Raw genomic sequence first — 16,781 nt, forward strand, 5'->3', positions numbered from 1 at the left:
GACAAATCTGGGCATGTTCACATTCGCCACCATTCACATGGTGTCGTAGATCACAAAGATCGCGGTGAACTGCGTGTCGCAGATCACAAGCGGACGGGCATAGGATGCGCTCGTTCCAGGCTTTGTGAACTGCCTCACATGAGGTGGATCCCGGGAACCGGAAGGCGGGTTCACCGCAGCGTGACCCGCCGGTTCCGATCTGCAGTCAAGGACGACTGGACGGAGGGAGCGGGGGCTATGAATGCCTACGCGCCGATCCTCGTACTCGGTGCCATCGCGGCGGCGTTCGCGGTCGGCTCCGTCGTGATGGCCTCACTCACCGGCCCCAAGCGCTACAACCGGGCCAAGTTGGAGGCGTACGAGTGCGGCATCGAGCCGACCCCGCAGCCCGTGGGCGGTGGTCGGTTCCCGATCAAGTACTACCTGACGGCGATGCTCTTCATCGTCTTCGATATCGAGATCGTCTTCCTCTACCCCTGGGCCGTGACCTTCGACGCCCTGGGGATCTTCGGGTTGGTCGAGATGCTGCTCTTCATCGCCACCGTCTTCGTCGCGTACGCCTACGTCTGGCGCCGCGGCGGTCTGGAGTGGGACTGAGCGCGGGGTGGCCGCCGCCCTTGTGAACGAGCGGACAAGCCCGAACGGGCGGACGTACCAGAGGACTTGAGGGCATTGAGAGGGATCTGATGGGAATCGAGGAGAAGCTGCCGAGCGGCTTTCTGCTCACGACCGTGGAGACGGCCGCCGGCTGGGTGCGCAAGGCGTCACTCTTCCCGGCCACCTTCGGTCTGGCCTGCTGCGCGATCGAGATGATGACCACCGGTGCCGGCCGCTACGACCTGGCCCGGTTCGGCATGGAGGTCTTCCGGGGCTCACCCCGGCAGGCCGATCTGATGATCGTGGCGGGCCGGGTGAGCCAGAAGATGGCACCGGTGCTGCGCCAGGTGTACGACCAGATGCCCAACCCCAAGTGGGTGATCTCGATGGGCGTCTGCGCCTCCTCCGGCGGGATGTTCAACAACTACGCGATCGTGCAGGGCGTGGACCACATCGTCCCGGTGGACATCTACCTGCCCGGCTGTCCGCCCCGTCCGGAGATGCTGATGGACGCGATCCTGAAGCTGCACGACAAGATCCAGCACGAGCCGCTGGGCGTGAACCGGCGCCGGGCCGAGGAGCTCGGCGAGGCGCTCGCCCTTCAGGCCACCCCGATCAGCGAGATGCGGGGGCAGCTGCAATGAACGAGCAGGTACCCGAGACCCGCCGGGAGCAGCCGGTCCGCGAGATCCCGGTGGAGGTGGTCGGCCGCCGTCAGGGCATGTTCGGCGCCACGGACAGCGGCGACACCTCCGGCTTCGGCGGTCTGGCGGCCCCGATCGTGCTGCCCGGCCCGAGCGAACGCCCGTACGGCGGCTGGTTCGACGAGGTCGCCGACGAGCTGGAGGGCGCCCTGGAGGAGCAGGGCCTGGACCCGGTCGAGGTGATCGAGAAGACCGTGGTCGACCGCGGTGAACTCACCTTCCACGTGGACCGCGCCCACCTGCTGAAGACCGTCCGCGTCCTGCGCGACGACCCGGCACTGCGCTTCGAACTGTGCCTGGGCGTGAGCGGCGTGCACTACCCCGGGGACAAGGGCCGCGAGCTGCACGCGGTCTACCACCTGCGGTCGATCACCCACGGTCGGCTGATCCGGCTGGAGGTCACCGCGCCCGACGCCGACCCGCGCGTCCCCTCCGTGGTGAGCGTCTACCCGACCAACGACTGGCACGAGCGCGAGGTCTACGACTTCTTCGGTCTGGTCTTCGACGGCCACCCGGCGCTCACCCGGATCATGATGCCGGACGACTGGCTGGGCCACCCGCAGCGCAAGGACTACCCGCTCGGCGGCATCCCCGTCGAGTACAAGGGCGCCCAGATCCCGGCTCCCGACCAGCGGAGGTCGTACAGCTGATGGACACTCAGCACTACGAGGAAGCAGACGCCCGCGAGACCACCGAGGGCCGGGTCTTCACCGTCACCGGCGGCGACTGGGGCGAGGTGGTCGAGGCGATCGGCCGGGCCGACGACGAACGCATCATCGTCAACATGGGCCCCCAGCACCCGTCCACCCACGGCGTGCTGCGGCTGATCCTGGAGATCGACGGCGAGACGGTGAAGGAGGCCCGCTGCGGCATCGGCTACCTCCACACCGGCATCGAGAAGAACATGGAGTTCCGCAACTGGGTCCAGGGCACCACCTTCGTGACCCGCATGGACTACCTGACCCCGCTGTTCAACGAGACCGCCTACTGCCTGGCGGTCGAGAAACTGCTCGGCATCACCGGCGACGTCCCGGACCGGGCCAACGTCATCCGCGTGATGATGATGGAGCTCAACCGGATCGCCTCGCACCTGGTCTGCCTGGCCACCGGCGGCATGGAGATCGGCTCCACCACCCTGATGATCTACGGCTTCCGGGACCGCGAGCTGATCCTGGACGTCTTCGAGCTGGTCACCGGCCTGCGCATGAACCACGCGTACGTGCGCCCCGGCGGCCTCGCCCAGGACCTGCCGCCCGGCGCCGTCGACCAGATCCGCGAGGCGGTCAAGGTCTTCCGCTCCAGGATGCACGAGTACGACAAACTCGCCACCGGCAACCCGGTGTTCAAGGCCCGGCTGGTCGATGTCGGCTTCCTGGACCTGCCCGGGTGCCTGGCCCTCGGCGCCACCGGCCCGATCCTGCGCGCCACCGGCCTGCCGCACGACCTGCGCAAGACCGACCCGTACTGCGGCTACGAGGACTACGACTTCGAGGTCGCGGTCGCCGACAGTGCGGACTCCTACGGGCGCTTCCTGATCCGCCTGGAGGAGATGAAGCAGTCGCTGCGGATCGTCGAGCAGTGCCTGGACCGGCTGCGCCCGGGGCCGGTGATGGTGGCCGACAGGAAGATCGCGTGGCCCGCCCAACTGGCCGTCGGCCCGGACGGGATGGGTAACTCCCTCGACCACATCCGCAAGATCATGGGCACCTCGATGGAGGCCCTGATCCACCACTTCAAGCTGGTCACCGAGGGCTTCCGGGTCCCGGTCGGCCAGGCGTACGCGGCGGTCGAGTCGCCCAAGGGCGAGCTGGGCGTACACGTGGTCAGCGACGGCGGGACGCGCCCGTACCGGGTCCACTTCCGGGACCCGTCGTTCACCAATCTGCAGACGATGGCGGCGATGTGCGAGGGCGGCCAGGTGGCCGACGTGATCGTCGCGGTGGCCGGGATCGACCCGGTGATGGGAGGCGTGGACCGGTGACCAACGTCGAACTCGGACTGCCGGCGCTGCCGGCCGCACCGTACCCCGAGGAGGTGCACGCCCGGCTGGCCGCCGACGCCGCCGAGCTGATCGCCCGCTACCCGCAGTCCCGCTCGGCGCTGCTGCCGCTGCTGCACCTGGTGCAGGCGGAGGAGGGCTTCGTCAGTCGGACCGGGATCCGGTTCTGCGCCGAGCAGTTGGACCTCACCACCGCCGAGGTCACCGCCGTCGCGACCTTCTACACCATGTACCGGCGGCGCCCGGCCGGGAAGTACCACGTCGGGGTCTGCACCAACACCCTGTGCGCGGTGCTCGGCGGCGACCAGATCTTCGCCGAGCTCCAGGAGCACCTGGGCATCGGCAACAACGAGACCACCGAGGACGGCGAGCTCTCGATCGAGCACATCGAGTGCAACGCGGCCTGCGACTACGCGCCCGTGGTGATGGTCAACTGGGAGTTCTTCGACAACCAGTCCCCGGAGAGCGCCCGGCAGCTGGTCGACGACCTGCGCGCCGGCCGTGAGATCCGACCCACCCGCGGCGCCCGGCTGTGCGGCTTCAAGGAGACCGCCCGGATCCTGGCCGGCTTCCCGGACGAGCGCCCGGGCGCCAACGACGAGTCCGGCGCCGGCGGGGCACCCTCCCTGGCCGGTCTGCGGCTGGCCCGCGGCGAGGCCCTGCCCGGCACCCCCGGCACCAGGGTCGTCTCACCCCGCCACGAACCGCCCCGCGAGGAACCGCCGCACACCGAGGCATCCCGCGAGGAACCGCCGCACACCGAGGCGTCCCGCGAGGAACCGCCGCACACCGGCGAGTCCCGCGACGAGCTGCCGCACACCGACGCGCCCCGCACCGAGGGCACCGGCCAGGAAGGGAGCGAGGCGTGATGACCTCCGCCGAGCCGGCCGAGAAGCTGCTCACCCCCGTCCTGTCCGACTCCTGGGACGACAGCCGCCCCTGGACGCTCGACACCTACCGCCGCCACCACGGCTACGAGGGCCTCAAGGCCGCCCTCGCCATGCCCCCGGACGACGTGATCGCCCTGGTCAAGGACTCCGGTCTGCGCGGCCGCGGCGGCGCCGGCTTCCCCACCGGCATGAAGTGGCAGTTCATCCCGCAGAACGACGGCAAGCCGCACTACCTGGTGGTCAACGCCGACGAGTCCGAGCCGGGCACCTGCAAGGACATCCCGCTGCTGTTCGCGAACCCGCACTCCCTCATCGAGGGAATGATCATCGCCTCCTACGCGATCCGCTGCGACCACGCGTTCATCTACCTGCGCGGCGAGGTCGTCCCGGTGCTGCGCCGACTGCACGCGGCGGTCGCCGAGGCGTACCGGGCGGGCCTGCTCGGCCGGAACATCCTCGGCTCCGGCGTCGACCTCGACATCACCGTGCACGCCGGCGCCGGCGCGTACATCTGCGGCGAGGAGACGGCGCTGCTGGACTCGCTGGAGGGCCGCCGCGGCCAGCCCCGGCTGCGGCCCCCGTTCCCGGCGATCGCCGGCCTGTACGCCTGCCCGACGGTGGTCAACAACGTCGAGTCGATCGCCTCGGTGCCGCCGATCCTGGCCCGCGGCAAGGAGTGGTTCAAGGGCCTGGGCACCGAGAAGTCCCCCGGCTTCACGCTCTACTCGCTCTCCGGGCACGTCACCAACCCCGGCCAGTACGAGGCCCCGCTGGGCGTCACGCTGCGCCAGTTGCTCGACCTCAGCGGCGGCATTCGCGCCGGGCACCGGCTGAAGTTCTGGACCCCGGGCGGCTCGTCCACCCCGATGTTCACCGACGAGCACCTCGACGTCCCGCTGGACTACGAGGGCGTCGGCGCGGCCGGCTCGATGCTCGGCACCAAGGCGCTGCAGGTCTTCGACGAGACCACCTGCGTGGTGCGGGCGGTCACCCGCTGGACGGAGTTCTACGCCCACGAGTCCTGCGGCAAGTGCACCCCCTGCCGGGAGGGCACCTACTGGCTGGTCCAGCTGCTCAAGCGGGTCGAGGCGGGCGAGGGTGTCGAGGGGGACTTGGAGAAGCTCCTCGACATCGCGGACAACATCAACGGCAAGTCCTTCTGCGCGCTGGGCGACGGTGCGGCCAGCCCGATCGTCTCCTCGCTGCAGCACTTCCGGGCCGAGTACGAGCAGCACTTGGCCGAGCGCCGCTGCCCGTTCGACCCGGCCGCCTCCACCGTCTGGGCCGACGGCCCCCGCCCCGGCCACCAGTCCGCCACCGAAAGGGAGGTGCACGCGTGACGATCACAGAGCCAACCGCCTCCACGGGAGACAAGCCCGCGGTCGAACTGGTCACGCTCACCATCGACGGCGTCGAAGTGCAGGTCCCCAAGGGGACGTTGGTGATCCGGGCGGCCGAGACCGTCGGCACCCAGATCCCGCGCTTCTGCGACCACCCGCTGCTCGACCCGGCCGGCGCCTGCCGCCAGTGCATCGTCGAGATCGAGGGCCAGCGCAAGCCGGTCGCCTCCTGCACGATCCCGGTGGCCGAGGGCATGGTGGTGCGCACCCAGCTCAGCTCGCCGGTGGCGGAGAAGGCGCAGCGCGGCGTGATGGAGCTGCTGCTGATCAACCACCCGCTGGACTGCCCGGTCTGCGACAAGGGCGGCGAGTGCCCGCTGCAGAACCAGGCGATGAGCAGCGGCGCCGCCGACTCCCGCTTCGAGGGCATGAAGCGCACCTACGAGAAGCCGGTGCCGATCAGCAGCCAGGTGCTGCTGGACCGCGAGCGCTGCGTGCTGTGCGCGCGTTGCACCCGTTTCTCGCAGCAGATCGCCGGGGACCCGTTCATCGACCTGGTGGAGCGTGGGGCGCTGCAGCAGGTCGGCACCGGTGAGGGGGACGACTTCGAGTCGTACTTCTCCGGGAACACCATCCAGATCTGCCCGGTGGGTGCGCTGACCTCGGCGGCCTACCGGTTCCGCTCGCGCCCCTTCGACCTGGTGTCCTCGCCGAGCGTGTGCGAGCACTGCTCGGCGGGCTGCGCGCAGCGCACCGACCACCGGCGCGGAAAGGTGCTGCGCCGGCTGGCGGGCGAGGACCCGGCGGTGAACGAGGAGTGGAACTGCGACAAGGGCCGCTTCGCCTTCCGGTACGCCCAGCAGCGGGACCGGCTGACCACCCCGCTGGTGCGGGTGGACGGCGAACTGGTGCCGGCCTCATGGCCGGAGGCGCTGGCGAAGGCCGCCGAGGGCCTGCGCGGTGCCCGGACGGGCGTGCTGGCCGGCGGCCGGGTCACGGTCGAGGACGCGTACGCGTACGCCAAGTTCGCGCGGGTGGTGCTGGGCACCAACGACGTGGACTTCCGGGTCCGCCCGCACAGTGGCGAGGAGGCGGAATTCCTGGCCGCGGCCGTGGCCGGGCGGGGCATCGACGTGGACGGCGACGGCCTGACCTACGAGCTGTTGGAGCAGGCGCCGGCGGTGCTGCTGGCGGGCTTCGAGCCGGAGGAGGAGTCGCCGATCGTCTTCCTGCGGCTGCGCAAGGCGGTCCGCGGCCGAGGCCAGAAGGTGTTCTCGGTGGCCGCGTTCGGCTCCCGGGGCCTGGCCAAGCTGCGCGGCGCGCTGCTGCCGGCCGCGCCGGGCACCGAGCCGGAGTGGCTTGCGGCGCTGGCGGCGGACGAGCCGCTGAGCGACGACGCGGGCCGGGCGGCCGAACTGCTGCGCACGCCCGGCGCGGTGATCATGGTGGGCGAGCGGCTGGCCGCTGTGCCGGGCGCGTTGACGGCGGTGCTGCGGCTGGCGCACGCGACCGGCGCGCGGCTGGCGTGGGTGCCGCGCCGCGCGGGTGAGCGCGGGGCCGTGGAGGCGGGTGCGCTGCCGGGCCTGCTGCCCGGTGGCCGTCCGCTGGCCGCTCCGGGGGCGCGGGCCGAGGCGGCCGCGCTGTGGGGCGTGGTGGAGCTGCCCTCCAAGCCGGGCCGCTCCACCGACCAGATGCTGGCGGCGGCCGCGCAGGGTGAGTTGGACGCGCTGCTGGTCGGCGGCGTGGACCCGGACGACCTGCCTGACCCGGCGCTGGCCGACGAGGCGCTGGCGGCGGTCCCGTTCGTGGTGTCGCTGGAGCTGCGGCCCTCCGCGGTGACGGCGCGCGCGGACGTGGTGCTGCCGGTGGCGGCGGTGGCGGAGAAGGCCGGCACCTTCCTGGACTGGGAGGGCCGGGTGCGGATGTTCGAGGCGGCGCTCAAACCGGACCAGCAGATGGGCCGGCACCTGCAGTCGGACCTGCGGGTGCTGAGCATGCTGGCGGACGCGCTGGGCCACCGGCTGGGCCTGCCCGACGTTCGGGCGGCGCGGCTGGAGCTGGACGGTTTCACCCCCTGGGAGGGCGACCGCGCGGCGGACCCGGCGGCGCACCCGGGCCTGCTGCCCCGTCCGGCCACCGGCCAGGCGGTGCTGGCGGGTTGGCGTTACCTGCTGGACAACGGCGTGCTGCAGCAGGGCGATCCGCACCTGGCGGGCACCCGGCACCGGGCGGTGGCCCGGATCTCCGCCGAGACGGCGAAGGAGGTCGGCGCCGAGGCGGCTGCCGGGCTGCGGCTGACCGGCCCGGCCGGCTCGCTGACCCTGCCGCTGGAGGTCACCGACTCGATCCCGGACCGTACGGTCTGGATCCCGCTCGACTCCACGCCGGGCGGCGCCCACCGCGCGCTCGGCACCACTGTCGGCCACCTGGTCACGATCGCCGCGGCCGAGGTCGAACCCGAACCGGCGGCACGGGCCCAGGCGGCACAGGCCCCGGTGGCACGGGCCCAGGCGGCACAGGCCCCGGTGGCACAGGCCCCGGTGGCACAGGCCCCGGTGGCACAGGCCCCGGCCGACACGACCGCGGATGAAGCCGACACGACCGCGGGCGAAGGGGAGGACCGATGACTCCGCAGCCGTACGAGACGCTCCACTTCTTCGGCCAGGACCCGTGGTGGCTGGTCCTGCTGAAGGCGGTGTTCTGCTTCGCCTTCCTGGTCCTGACGGTGCTGATCGCGATCGTCTGGGAGCGCAAGGTGGTGGCCTGGATGCAGCTGCGCATCGGGCCGAACCGGCACGGGCCGTGGGGCCTGCTGCAGTCGCTGGCGGACGGCGTGAAGCTGGCGCTGAAGGAAGACCTGGTGGTCAAGGGCTCGGACAAGGTGGTCTACATCCTGGCCCCGATCGTCTGTGCCATCCCGGCCTTCATGGCCTTCGCGGTGATCCCGTTCGGCCCGGCCGGCAACGAGGTGTCGATCTTCGGCACCCGGACGCCGCTGCAGCTGACCGACCTCCCGGTGGCCCTGCTGTACATCCTGGCGACGGCCTCGGTGGGCATCTACGGCATCGTGCTGGCCGGCTGGTCCTCCGGTTCGACGTACCCGCTGCTGGGCGGGCTGCGCTCGTCCGCGCAGATGATCAGCTACGAGATCGCGATGGGCCTGTCCTTCGCGGCGGTGTTCATCTACTCGGGCTCGATGTCGACCTCGGAGATCGTGGCGCACCAGCAGACGACCTGGTTCGCGGCGCTGCTGCCGGTGTCGTTCATCGTCTACATCATCTCGATGGTCGGGGAGACCAACCGGGCGCCGTTCGACCTCCCGGAGGCCGAGGGCGAGCTGGTCGGCGGCTTCAACACCGAGTACTCCTCGCTGAAGTTCGCGATGTTCATGCTGGCCGAGTACGTGAACATGGTGACGGTCTCGGCGGTGGCCTCGACCCTCTTCCTGGGCGGCTGGCGGGCCCCGTGGCCGGTCTCGACCTTCTGGGAGGGAGCCAACCACGGCTGGTGGCCGATGCTGTGGATCACGCTGAAGATCCAGCTGCTGCTGTTCTTCTTCATCTGGCTGCGCGGCACGCTGCCCCGGCTCCGCTACGACCAGTTCATGAAGCTGGGCTGGAAGGTGCTGATCCCGGTCTCGCTGGTGTGGCTGGTGCTGATCGCGAGCGTGCGGGCGCTGCGCAACGAGGGCTACGGCTTCGGCGAGGTGGTGCTGTACGTGGGCGCCCCGGTCGGGGCGGTCCTGTTGCTGGCGCTGCTGTGGGACTTCCTGAGGAAGCAGCCGGAGCCCGAAGAGGCCCCGCCGAAGGGCGAGTTCGACCCGATGGAGGGTGGCTATCCGGTCCCGCCGCTGCCGGGCCAGGTGCTCCCGCCGGTACCGCGCAGGCGTAGCCGCGCCCCGAAGCAACTCCAGGACGCCCTCAACGGGGCCGACCATTCCGAAGGGAGCTGAACCGCGATGTCGTCCGACAAGTCCGACCAGTCTGACCAGTCCGACCGTACGGACCGGCCCGAGCGGGCCGACCGGCCGTCGATCCTCGGTCCGGCCGCCGGCTTCGGCGTGACCTTCAAGGCCATGTTCAAGAAGCGGCTCACCGAGCAGTACCCGGAGCAGAAGAAGCCCACCGCTCCGCGCTTCCACGGCCGCCACCAGCTGAACCGGCACCCGGACGGCCTGGAGAAGTGCGTCGGCTGCGAGCTGTGCGCGTGGGCGTGCCCGGCCGATGCGATCTACGTGGAGGGCGCGGACAACCGGGACGAGGAGCGCTACTCGCCGGGCGAGCGCTACGGCGCGGTCTACCAGATCAACTACGCCCGCTGCATCCTGTGCGGGCTGTGCATCGAGGCCTGCCCGACCCGCGCGCTCACCATGACCAACGAGTACGAGCTGGCCGACTCCTCCCGGCGGGACCTGATCTTCACCAAGGAGCAGCTGCTGGTGGGCCTGTCCGAGGGCATGGTCGACACCCCGCACGCGATCTTCCCGGGCACCGACGAGGGCGCGTACTACCGGGGCGAGATCACCGCGGCCGCGCCGGGGACGGTGCAGCAGGAGCGCACCGACCGGGAGAAGGAGGCGCAGCAGTGAACGGGTCCCTGATCCTCGAAACCGGTAGGACCCTGGCGGCGACGGGGACGACCTCCACCGGCGAGGCCGTCCAGTTCTGGGTGCTCGCGGTGATCGCGGTCGGCGGCGCGCTCGGCATGCTGCTGATGAGGAAGGCCGTGCACAGCGCGCTGTGCCTGGCGGCCACCATGATGGCGCTGGCGGTCTGTTACATGGCCCAGGGTGCGGTGTTCCTGGGCGTGGTGCAGATCGTGGTCTACACCGGCGCGATCATGATGCTGTTCCTGTTCGTGGTGATGCTGGTCGGCGTCACCAGCGAGGACTCCCTCAAGGAGCAGCTGAAGGGCCAGCGGTTCGCCGCGGTGCTGTGCGGGCTGGGCTTCGGCGTGCTGCTGATCGCCGGGATCGCCAACGCCAAGCTGGACCACTTCACCGGGCTGGCCGAGGCGAACGCCGAGGGCAACGTGCCGGGCCTGGCCCGGCTGATCTTCACCCGCTACGTGTGGGCCTTCGAGGTCACCGGCGCGCTGCTGATCACCGCGGCTATCGGCGCGATGGTGCTGACCCACCGCGAGCACGTGAAGGCGCCGAAGACGCAGCGCGAGTTGGCGGCGCAGCGGGTCATGGACAACATCCAGCTGCCGCCGCTGCCGGCGCCGGGCGTGTACGCGCGGCACAACGCGGTGGACGTGCCGGGTCTGCTGCCGGACGGCACGATCGCGGAGGACTCGGTGATGGCGACGCTGCGCGAGCGCGGCCAGATCCGGGACGTCAGCCAGGCGATGGTGCAGCGGATGGCGGAGCTGGAGAACAGCACGGCGGACTGGCTGGGCCGTCCGTCCTCCGAGCGGCCGGTGGTGACCGGTCCGCGCAAGTCGCTGGAGCCGGTGCCCAACCACGAGGCGGCGAACGGCGAGAACGGCCGGACGGACCAGGAGGGCGCGGAGTGAACCCGGTCAACTATCTGTACCTGTCGGCCCTGTTGTTCACCATCGGCGCGTCCGGGGTGCTGATCCGGCGCAATGCGATCGTGCTGTTCATGTGCGTGGAGCTGATGCTGAACGCCTCGAACCTGGCGCTGGTGACCTTCTCCCGGATGCACGGGACCCTGGACGGTCAGATCATCGCGTTCTTCACGATGGTGGTCGCGGCGGCCGAGGTCGTGGTCGGCCTCGCCATCATCGTCTCCATCTTCCGGACCAGGCACTCCGCTTCGGTCGACGACAGCAACCTGATGAAGCTGTAGGCGGAGGGCCCTCGGTGAACTCTCTCATTCCGCTGCTGGTGGCGGCTCCGCTGGCCGGCGCCGCCCTGCTGCTGCTCGGCGGCCGGGCGCTGGACCGGTTCGGCCACTGGCTGGCCACCGCGCTCGCGGCGCTATCGTTCGGCTTCGGCCTGGCGCTCTTCTCCGACATGCTCGGCCGTGACGCCGAGCACCGGGCGGTCACCAAGCACCTGTTCAGCTGGATCTCGGTGAACGGCTTCCAGGCCGACATGACCTTCCAGCTCGACCAGTTGTCGATGACCTTCGTCCTGCTGATCACCGGCGTCGGCACGCTGATCCACCTCTACTCGGTCGGTTACATGGCGCACGACGAGCGCCGGCGCCGCTTCTTCGCGTACCTGAACCTGTTCCTGGCCGCCATGCTGCTGCTGGTGGTCGCCGACAACTACCTGGTGCTGTACTTCGGTTGGGAGGGCGTGGGCCTGGCCTCGTACCTGCTGATCGGCTTCTGGCAGCACAAGCCGAGCGCGGCGACGGCGGCCAAGAAGGCGTTCATCGTCAACCGGGTCGGCGACATGGGCCTGTCCATCGCGATCATGCTGATGTTCGCCGAGTTCGGCTCCTTCGCCTTCGGCCCGATCCTCGGTTCGGAAGGCGCAGTCGGCGGCGCGCACCAGGCGAGCGAGGGCAAGCTGACGGCGATCGGCCTGATGCTGCTGCTGGCAGCCTGCGGCAAGTCGGCCCAGGTGCCGCTGCAGTCCTGGCTCGGCGACGCCATGGAGGGCCCGACCCCGGTGTCGGCGCTGATCCACGCGGCCACCATGGTGACCGCCGGCGTCTACCTGATCACCCGCTCCTCGGCGATCTTCGACCTGGCGCCGGACGCCCAGACCGCCGTGGTGGTGGTCGGTGCGGTCACGCTGCTGTTCGGTGCGATCGTCGGTTGCGCCAAGGACGACATCAAGAAGGCGCTGGCCGGCTCGACCATGTCGCAGATCGGCTACATGGTGCTGGCGGCCGGGCTCGGCCCGATCGGCTACGCCTTCGCGATCATGCACCTGGTGACCCACGGCTTCTTCAAGGCCGGGCTGTTCCTCGGCGCCGGGTCGGTCATGCACGGCATGAACGACGAGGTGAACATGCGTCACTACGGCGGCCTGCGCAAGTACATGCCGGTCACCTTCGTCACCTTCGGCCTCGGCTACCTGGCGATCATCGGCTTCCCGGGCCTGTCCGGGTTCTTCTCCAAGGACAAGATCATCGAGGCGGCCTTCGCCAAGGGCGGCACCGAGGGCTGGATCCTCGGCCTGTGCACCCTGGTCGGCGCCGCCGTCACCGCGTTCTACATGACCCGGGTGATGGTGCTGACCTTCTTCGGCGAGAAGCGCTGGCAGCCGGACGAGGACGGCAACGCCCCGCACCCGCACGAGTCGCCGAAGACCATGACCATCCCGATGATCCTGCTGGCCTTCGGCTCGGTCTTCGCGGGCGGGCTGTTCGCCTACAACGACTCGTTCCTGAAGTGGCTGGAGCCGGTCACCGGATACGCGGAGGGCAACTCGCCGCTCACTCCGCTGACCGTCACCCTGCTGACCACGGCCTGCATGCTGGCCGGCGTCGCCCTCGCGTACCTGATGTACGGGCGCGCGCCGGTCCCGGTGGTGCCGCCGGTCGGCTCCCCGCTCACCCGGGCCGCCCGCCGCGACCTGCTGCAGGACGACTTCAACCACGCCGTGCTGGTACGGCCGGGCTCGGCTCTCGCCGCGACCCTGGTCTTCTTCGACAGCCGCGGCCTGGACGGCCTCGTCAACGGCCTGGCCGCCACGATCGGCGGCCTGTCCGGCCGGCTGCGGCGGGTCCAGAACGGCTACGTCCGCTCGTACGCGCTCTCCATGTTCGGCGGCACGCTGGTGCTGGTCGCCATGACTCTCCTGATGAGGTCCGTGTAATGACTCGTCCTGATACTCGTTGGGGGGTCCCGTCATGAGCGTGTTGTTGAGTGCCACCTGTGCCGTCCCGGCAGCCGGGGCGGTGCTGACCGCGGCCCTGCCCGCCGGGTCGACCGAGGCCCGGCGCAAGACCACCAAGGCCGTCGCCCTGGGCGTCTCGGCCGTCACCCTGGTGCTGGCCGCCGTGGCGGCGACCCGGTTCGACCCGCACGGCGACCGCTACCAGCTGACCGAGTCGTACAGCTGGATCCGTTCCTTCGGCATCACCTTCTCGCTCGGCGTGGACGGCATCGGCGCCGTCCTCGCCCTGCTCACCGCGGTCCTGGTGCCGATGGTGATGCTCGCCTCCTGGCACGACGCCGACCCGGGACCGGCCAAGCCCGACGGCACCTTCGAGAACAGGCGCCGCACCCAGGCCTTCTTCGCCCTGATCCTGGCGGTGGAGGCGATGGTGATCGTCTCCTTCTACGCCACCGACGTCTTCGTGTTCTACGTGTTCTTCGAAGCCATGCTGATCCCGATGTACTTCCTGATCGGCGGCTTCGGCGACCGGGCCGGCGGCCCCGATTCGTCGCGTCAGCGCTCGTACGCGGCCGTGAAGTTCCTGCTCTACAACCTGCTCGGCGGCCTGGTGATGCTGGCCGCCGTGATCGGCCTGTACGTGATCGCGCAGGACCAGGGCTTCGGCACCTTCGACCTGCAGACCCTCACCTCGGCGATCGCCGACGGGAGGCTGCAGCTGTCCGGCACCGCCGAGAAGGGGCTGTTCCTGGGCTTCTTCTTCGCCTTCGCAGTGAAGGCCCCGCTGTGGCCGCTGCACACCTGGCTGCCGAACGCGATGGGCGAGAGCACCGCCGGCACCGCGGTGCTGATCACCGCGGTGGTGGACAAGGTCGGCACCTTCGCGATGCTGCGCTTCTGCCTCGGGCTGTTCCCGCACGCCTCGAAGACCTTCGCTCCGGCGATCCTGGTCCTCGCGCTGATCGGGATCGTCTACGGCGCGCTGCTGGCGGTCGGCCAGAAGGACATCAAGCGGCTGGTCGCCTACGCCTCGATCTCGCACTTCGGCTTCATCATCATGGGCATCTTCGCCCTGACCAGCCAGGGTCAGAGCGGCGCGACCCTCTACATGGTCAACCACGGCCTCTCCACGGCGGCGTGGATGCTGGTGGCCGGTTTCCTGATCTCCCGCCGCGGCTCGCGGCTGATCGCCGACTACGGCGGTGTGCAGAAAGTCGCCCCGGTGCTCGCCGGGACCTTCCTGATCGGCAGCCTGGCCACCCTGTCGCTGCCCGGCCTGGCCCCGTTCGTCAGCGAGTTCCTGGTGCTGGTGGGCACCTTCACCCGCTACCCGGTGATCGGGATCATCGCGACCTTCGGCATCGTGCTGGCCGCGCTGTACGCCCTGCTGCTGTACCAGCGCACCATGACCGGCCCGGTGAAGGAGGGCGTGCGGGCGATCCCCGACCTCAAGGCCCGCGAACTCGCCGTGGTCGCCCCGCTGGTGGCGCTGACCGTCCTGTTCGGCGTCTACCCCAAGCCGCTCACCGACCTGGTCAACCCCTCGGTGAACGCGACGCTCTCGCAGGTCCACGAGACCGACCCGGCACCGGCCCACCCGGTCGCCGCCACCCCAGGAGGTGAGCAGAAGTGAACGCCACCGCAGTGCTCGCCGCCGCCGGCGGCAACACCCCCAGCATCCCGGCGCCGCACATCGAGTACGGTCAACTCTCCCCGATGCTCGTGGTGTTCGGTGCCGCCGTGGCCGGCATCCTGGTGGAGGCCTTCGTGCCCCGCCGGTACCGGCACTGGACGCAGGTGACGCTCGCGCTGGCCGGGCTGGTCGGCGCCTTCGTCGCCGTGGTGGTGCTGGCCGTGCAGAGCCACGGCTTCACCCGGATCGACCTGCTGGCCATGGAGTCGGTCGCGCTGGACGGCCCGGCACTGTTCCTCCAGGGCGTGATCCTGCTGGCCTCGGTGGTCGCGGTGCTCACCTACGCCGAGCGGAAGCTGGAGCCCAAGGCCGGCGGCCTGCCCGCCGACGCCTTCGCCGCCCAGGCCGCCGCCACCCCCGGCGGCGAGCAGGAGCGGGCGGCGGTCCGGGCCGGCTTCGCCACCAGCGAGGTCTTCCCGCTCACCATGTTCGCGGTCGGCGGCATGCTGCTGTTCCCCGCCGCGAACGACCTGCTGACCATGTTCGTGGCGCTGGAGGTCTTCTCCCTGCCGCTGTACCTGCTGTGCGCCCTGGCCCGGCGCCGCCGGCTGCTCTCCCAGGAGGCGGCGGTCAAGTACTTCCTGCTCGGCTCCTTCGCCTCGGCGTTCTTCCTGTTCGGCACCGCGCTGCTGTACGGCTACGCCGGCAGCGTGAAGCTCGGCGACATCGGGGACGTCATCTCCGGCAAGGCGATGACCACCCCCGCGCAGCTGAGCAGCACCCAGAGCGACGTGCTGGTGCTGACCGGCCTGGCGATGCTGGCGGTCGGCCTGCTGTTCAAGGTCGCCGCGGTGCCCTTCCACTCCTGGACCCCGGACGTCTACCAGGGCGCGCCGACCCCGGTGACCGGCTTCATGGCGGCGGCCACCAAGGTCGCGGCCTTCGGGGCCTTCCTACGGCTGTTCTACGTGGCCTTCCCGGGCCTGCGGCTGGACTGGCGGCCGGTGATGTGGGGCGTGGCCATCCTCACCATGGTGGTGGGCGCGGTGCTGGCGGTGACCCAGCAGGACGTGAAGCGGCTGCTGGCGTACTCCTCGATCGCGCACGCCGGCTTCATCCTGACCGGTGTGATCGCCGTCAACAAGCAGGGCATCTCCTCGGTGTTGTTCTACCTGCTGGCGTACTCCTTCGTGACGCTCGGCGCGTTCGCGGTGGTCACCCTGGTGCGCGACTCCAAGGGCGAGGCGACCCACCTGTCCAGCTGGGCCGGGCTGGGGCGGCGCTCGCCGCTGGTGGCCGCGGTGTTCGCGCTGTTCCTGCTGGCCTTCGCCGGGATCCCGCTGACCTCCGGCTTCACCGGGAAGTTCGCGGTCTTCCAGGCCGCGGCGAGCGGCGGGGCGACACCGCTGGTGATCGTCGGTGTGCTGAGCTCGGCGGTGGCCGCGTTCTTCTACATCCGGGTCATCGTGCTGATGTTCTTCTCGGACCCGCAGCCCGGCGGGCCCACGGTGGCGATCCCGAGCGCCTTCACGGCGACCGCGATCGGGATGGGGGTCGTGGTCACGCTGGGCCTCGGTCTGCTGCCGCAGTACTTCCTCGACCTCGCGTCGAAGGCCTCACTGTTCGTGCGCTGACCTTCCGAGCCCACCGCTCCCGACCAGGGCCCGTCCGGACCGCGCCCCGCCCGCGCGGCCCGGACGGGTCTTTGTCGCCCGCCGGCGCCGGAGCGGCCCCGGCGACTCTCCCGCCTTTTATTTCCACCCGAATTCACCCCCACCGCCGCACGGCCCGCACAGCCGCCCTGACCAGGGCATCCGGCCCGATCCTGACAGGATCCGCACGCCCGTGCAGTGATC

General features: G+C 70.4%; 13 protein-coding genes and 1 pseudogene. All 14 read left to right on the plus strand.

Features of this window, described 5'->3' with window-relative positions; translation table 11 throughout:
- Positions 1–237: 237 nt before the first annotated feature.
- Positions 238–597: an NADH-quinone oxidoreductase subunit A gene (locus ACIBEC_RS15670; RefSeq protein WP_030060100.1), complete on the plus strand. Its 360-nt coding sequence runs from the start codon at positions 238–240 to the stop codon at positions 595–597.
- Between the two features lie 89 nt (positions 598–686).
- Positions 687–1,241, plus strand: a complete 555-nt coding sequence (locus tag ACIBEC_RS15675; protein WP_360494507.1) for an NADH-quinone oxidoreductase subunit B family protein — start codon at positions 687–689, stop codon at positions 1,239–1,241.
- Positions 1,238–1,951, plus strand: a complete 714-nt coding sequence (locus ACIBEC_RS15680; protein ID WP_360494504.1) for an NADH-quinone oxidoreductase subunit C — start codon at positions 1,238–1,240, stop codon at positions 1,949–1,951. The genes ACIBEC_RS15675 and ACIBEC_RS15680 overlap by 4 nt, the downstream gene beginning before the upstream one ends.
- Entirely contained in the window at positions 1,951–3,282 is a 1,332-nt protein-coding gene (locus ACIBEC_RS15685) for an NADH-quinone oxidoreductase subunit D (protein ID WP_360494501.1), read from the plus strand. The genes ACIBEC_RS15680 and ACIBEC_RS15685 overlap by 1 nt, the downstream gene beginning before the upstream one ends.
- A gap of 17 nt (positions 3,283–3,299) precedes the next feature.
- Entirely contained in the window at positions 3,300–4,169 is an 870-nt protein-coding gene (gene nuoE / locus ACIBEC_RS15690; protein ID WP_360494820.1) for an NADH-quinone oxidoreductase subunit NuoE, read from the plus strand.
- Positions 4,169–5,530 carry an NADH-quinone oxidoreductase subunit NuoF gene (gene nuoF / locus ACIBEC_RS15695; RefSeq protein ID WP_360494498.1) on the plus strand — a complete coding sequence of 454 codons (1,362 nt, stop codon included), beginning with the start codon at positions 4,169–4,171 and terminating at the stop codon, positions 5,528–5,530. Before nuoE ends, nuoF begins: the two co-directional genes overlap by 1 nt.
- Positions 5,527–8,022: pseudogene (locus tag ACIBEC_RS15700) on the plus strand (NADH-quinone oxidoreductase subunit G); the annotation flags it as partial. The gene nuoF and the pseudogene ACIBEC_RS15700, both read left to right, overlap by 4 nt.
- Positions 8,023–8,153: 131 nt before the next feature.
- Complete coding sequence (nuoH, locus tag ACIBEC_RS15705; RefSeq protein WP_360494495.1) at positions 8,154–9,482, plus strand: NADH-quinone oxidoreductase subunit NuoH; 1,329 nt, start codon at positions 8,154–8,156, stop codon at positions 9,480–9,482.
- 6 nt (positions 9,483–9,488) lie between these two features.
- On the plus strand, positions 9,489–10,118 hold the full coding sequence (gene nuoI, locus ACIBEC_RS15710) for an NADH-quinone oxidoreductase subunit NuoI (protein ID WP_360494492.1): 630 nt from the start codon (positions 9,489–9,491) through the stop codon (positions 10,116–10,118).
- Positions 10,115–11,047: an NADH-quinone oxidoreductase subunit J gene (locus ACIBEC_RS15715; RefSeq protein WP_360494489.1), complete on the plus strand. Its 933-nt coding sequence runs from the start codon at positions 10,115–10,117 to the stop codon at positions 11,045–11,047. Before nuoI ends, ACIBEC_RS15715 begins: the two co-directional genes overlap by 4 nt.
- Positions 11,044–11,343, plus strand: a complete 300-nt coding sequence (gene nuoK / locus ACIBEC_RS15720) for an NADH-quinone oxidoreductase subunit NuoK (protein WP_030235394.1) — start codon at positions 11,044–11,046, stop codon at positions 11,341–11,343. Before ACIBEC_RS15715 ends, nuoK begins: the two co-directional genes overlap by 4 nt.
- A gap of 14 nt (positions 11,344–11,357) precedes the next feature.
- Entirely contained in the window at positions 11,358–13,271 is a 1,914-nt protein-coding gene (nuoL, locus tag ACIBEC_RS15725) for an NADH-quinone oxidoreductase subunit L (RefSeq protein ID WP_360494486.1), read from the plus strand.
- 34 nt (positions 13,272–13,305) lie between these two features.
- Complete coding sequence (locus ACIBEC_RS15730) at positions 13,306–14,925, plus strand: NADH-quinone oxidoreductase subunit M (RefSeq protein ID WP_360494483.1); 1,620 nt, start codon at positions 13,306–13,308, stop codon at positions 14,923–14,925.
- Positions 14,922–16,559 (plus strand): NADH-quinone oxidoreductase subunit NuoN, encoded by a 1,638-nt coding sequence (gene nuoN, locus ACIBEC_RS15735; protein WP_360494480.1) that lies wholly within the window; start codon positions 14,922–14,924, stop codon positions 16,557–16,559. The genes ACIBEC_RS15730 and nuoN overlap by 4 nt, the downstream gene beginning before the upstream one ends.
- Positions 16,560–16,781: the final 222 nt, after the last annotated feature.

This window comes from Kitasatospora sp. NPDC051164 (genome assembly GCF_044455625.1).
Taxonomy (GTDB): domain Bacteria; phylum Actinomycetota; class Actinomycetes; order Streptomycetales; family Streptomycetaceae; genus Kitasatospora.

What these genes read in the sequence shown, in the direction of transcription:
- ACIBEC_RS15685 (WP_360494501.1), top strand. Translation starts at nt 1,951, where the DNA reads ATGGACACTCAGCACTACGAGGAAGCAGACGCCCGCGAGACCACCGAG.
- ACIBEC_RS15675 (WP_360494507.1), top strand. Translation starts at nt 687, where the DNA reads ATGGGAATCGAGGAGAAGCTGCCGAGCGGCTTTCTGCTCACGACCGTG.
- ACIBEC_RS15670 (WP_030060100.1), top strand. Translation starts at nt 238, where the DNA reads ATGAATGCCTACGCGCCGATCCTCGTACTCGGTGCCATCGCGGCGGCG.
- ACIBEC_RS15680 (WP_360494504.1), top strand. Translation starts at nt 1,238, where the DNA reads ATGAACGAGCAGGTACCCGAGACCCGCCGGGAGCAGCCGGTCCGCGAG.
- ACIBEC_RS15730 (WP_360494483.1), top strand. Translation starts at nt 13,306, where the DNA reads ATGAGCGTGTTGTTGAGTGCCACCTGTGCCGTCCCGGCAGCCGGGGCG.
- nuoI (WP_360494492.1), top strand. Translation starts at nt 9,489, where the DNA reads ATGTCGTCCGACAAGTCCGACCAGTCTGACCAGTCCGACCGTACGGAC.
- nuoH (WP_360494495.1), top strand. Translation starts at nt 8,154, where the DNA reads ATGACTCCGCAGCCGTACGAGACGCTCCACTTCTTCGGCCAGGACCCG.
- nuoF (WP_360494498.1), top strand. Translation starts at nt 4,169, where the DNA reads ATGACCTCCGCCGAGCCGGCCGAGAAGCTGCTCACCCCCGTCCTGTCC.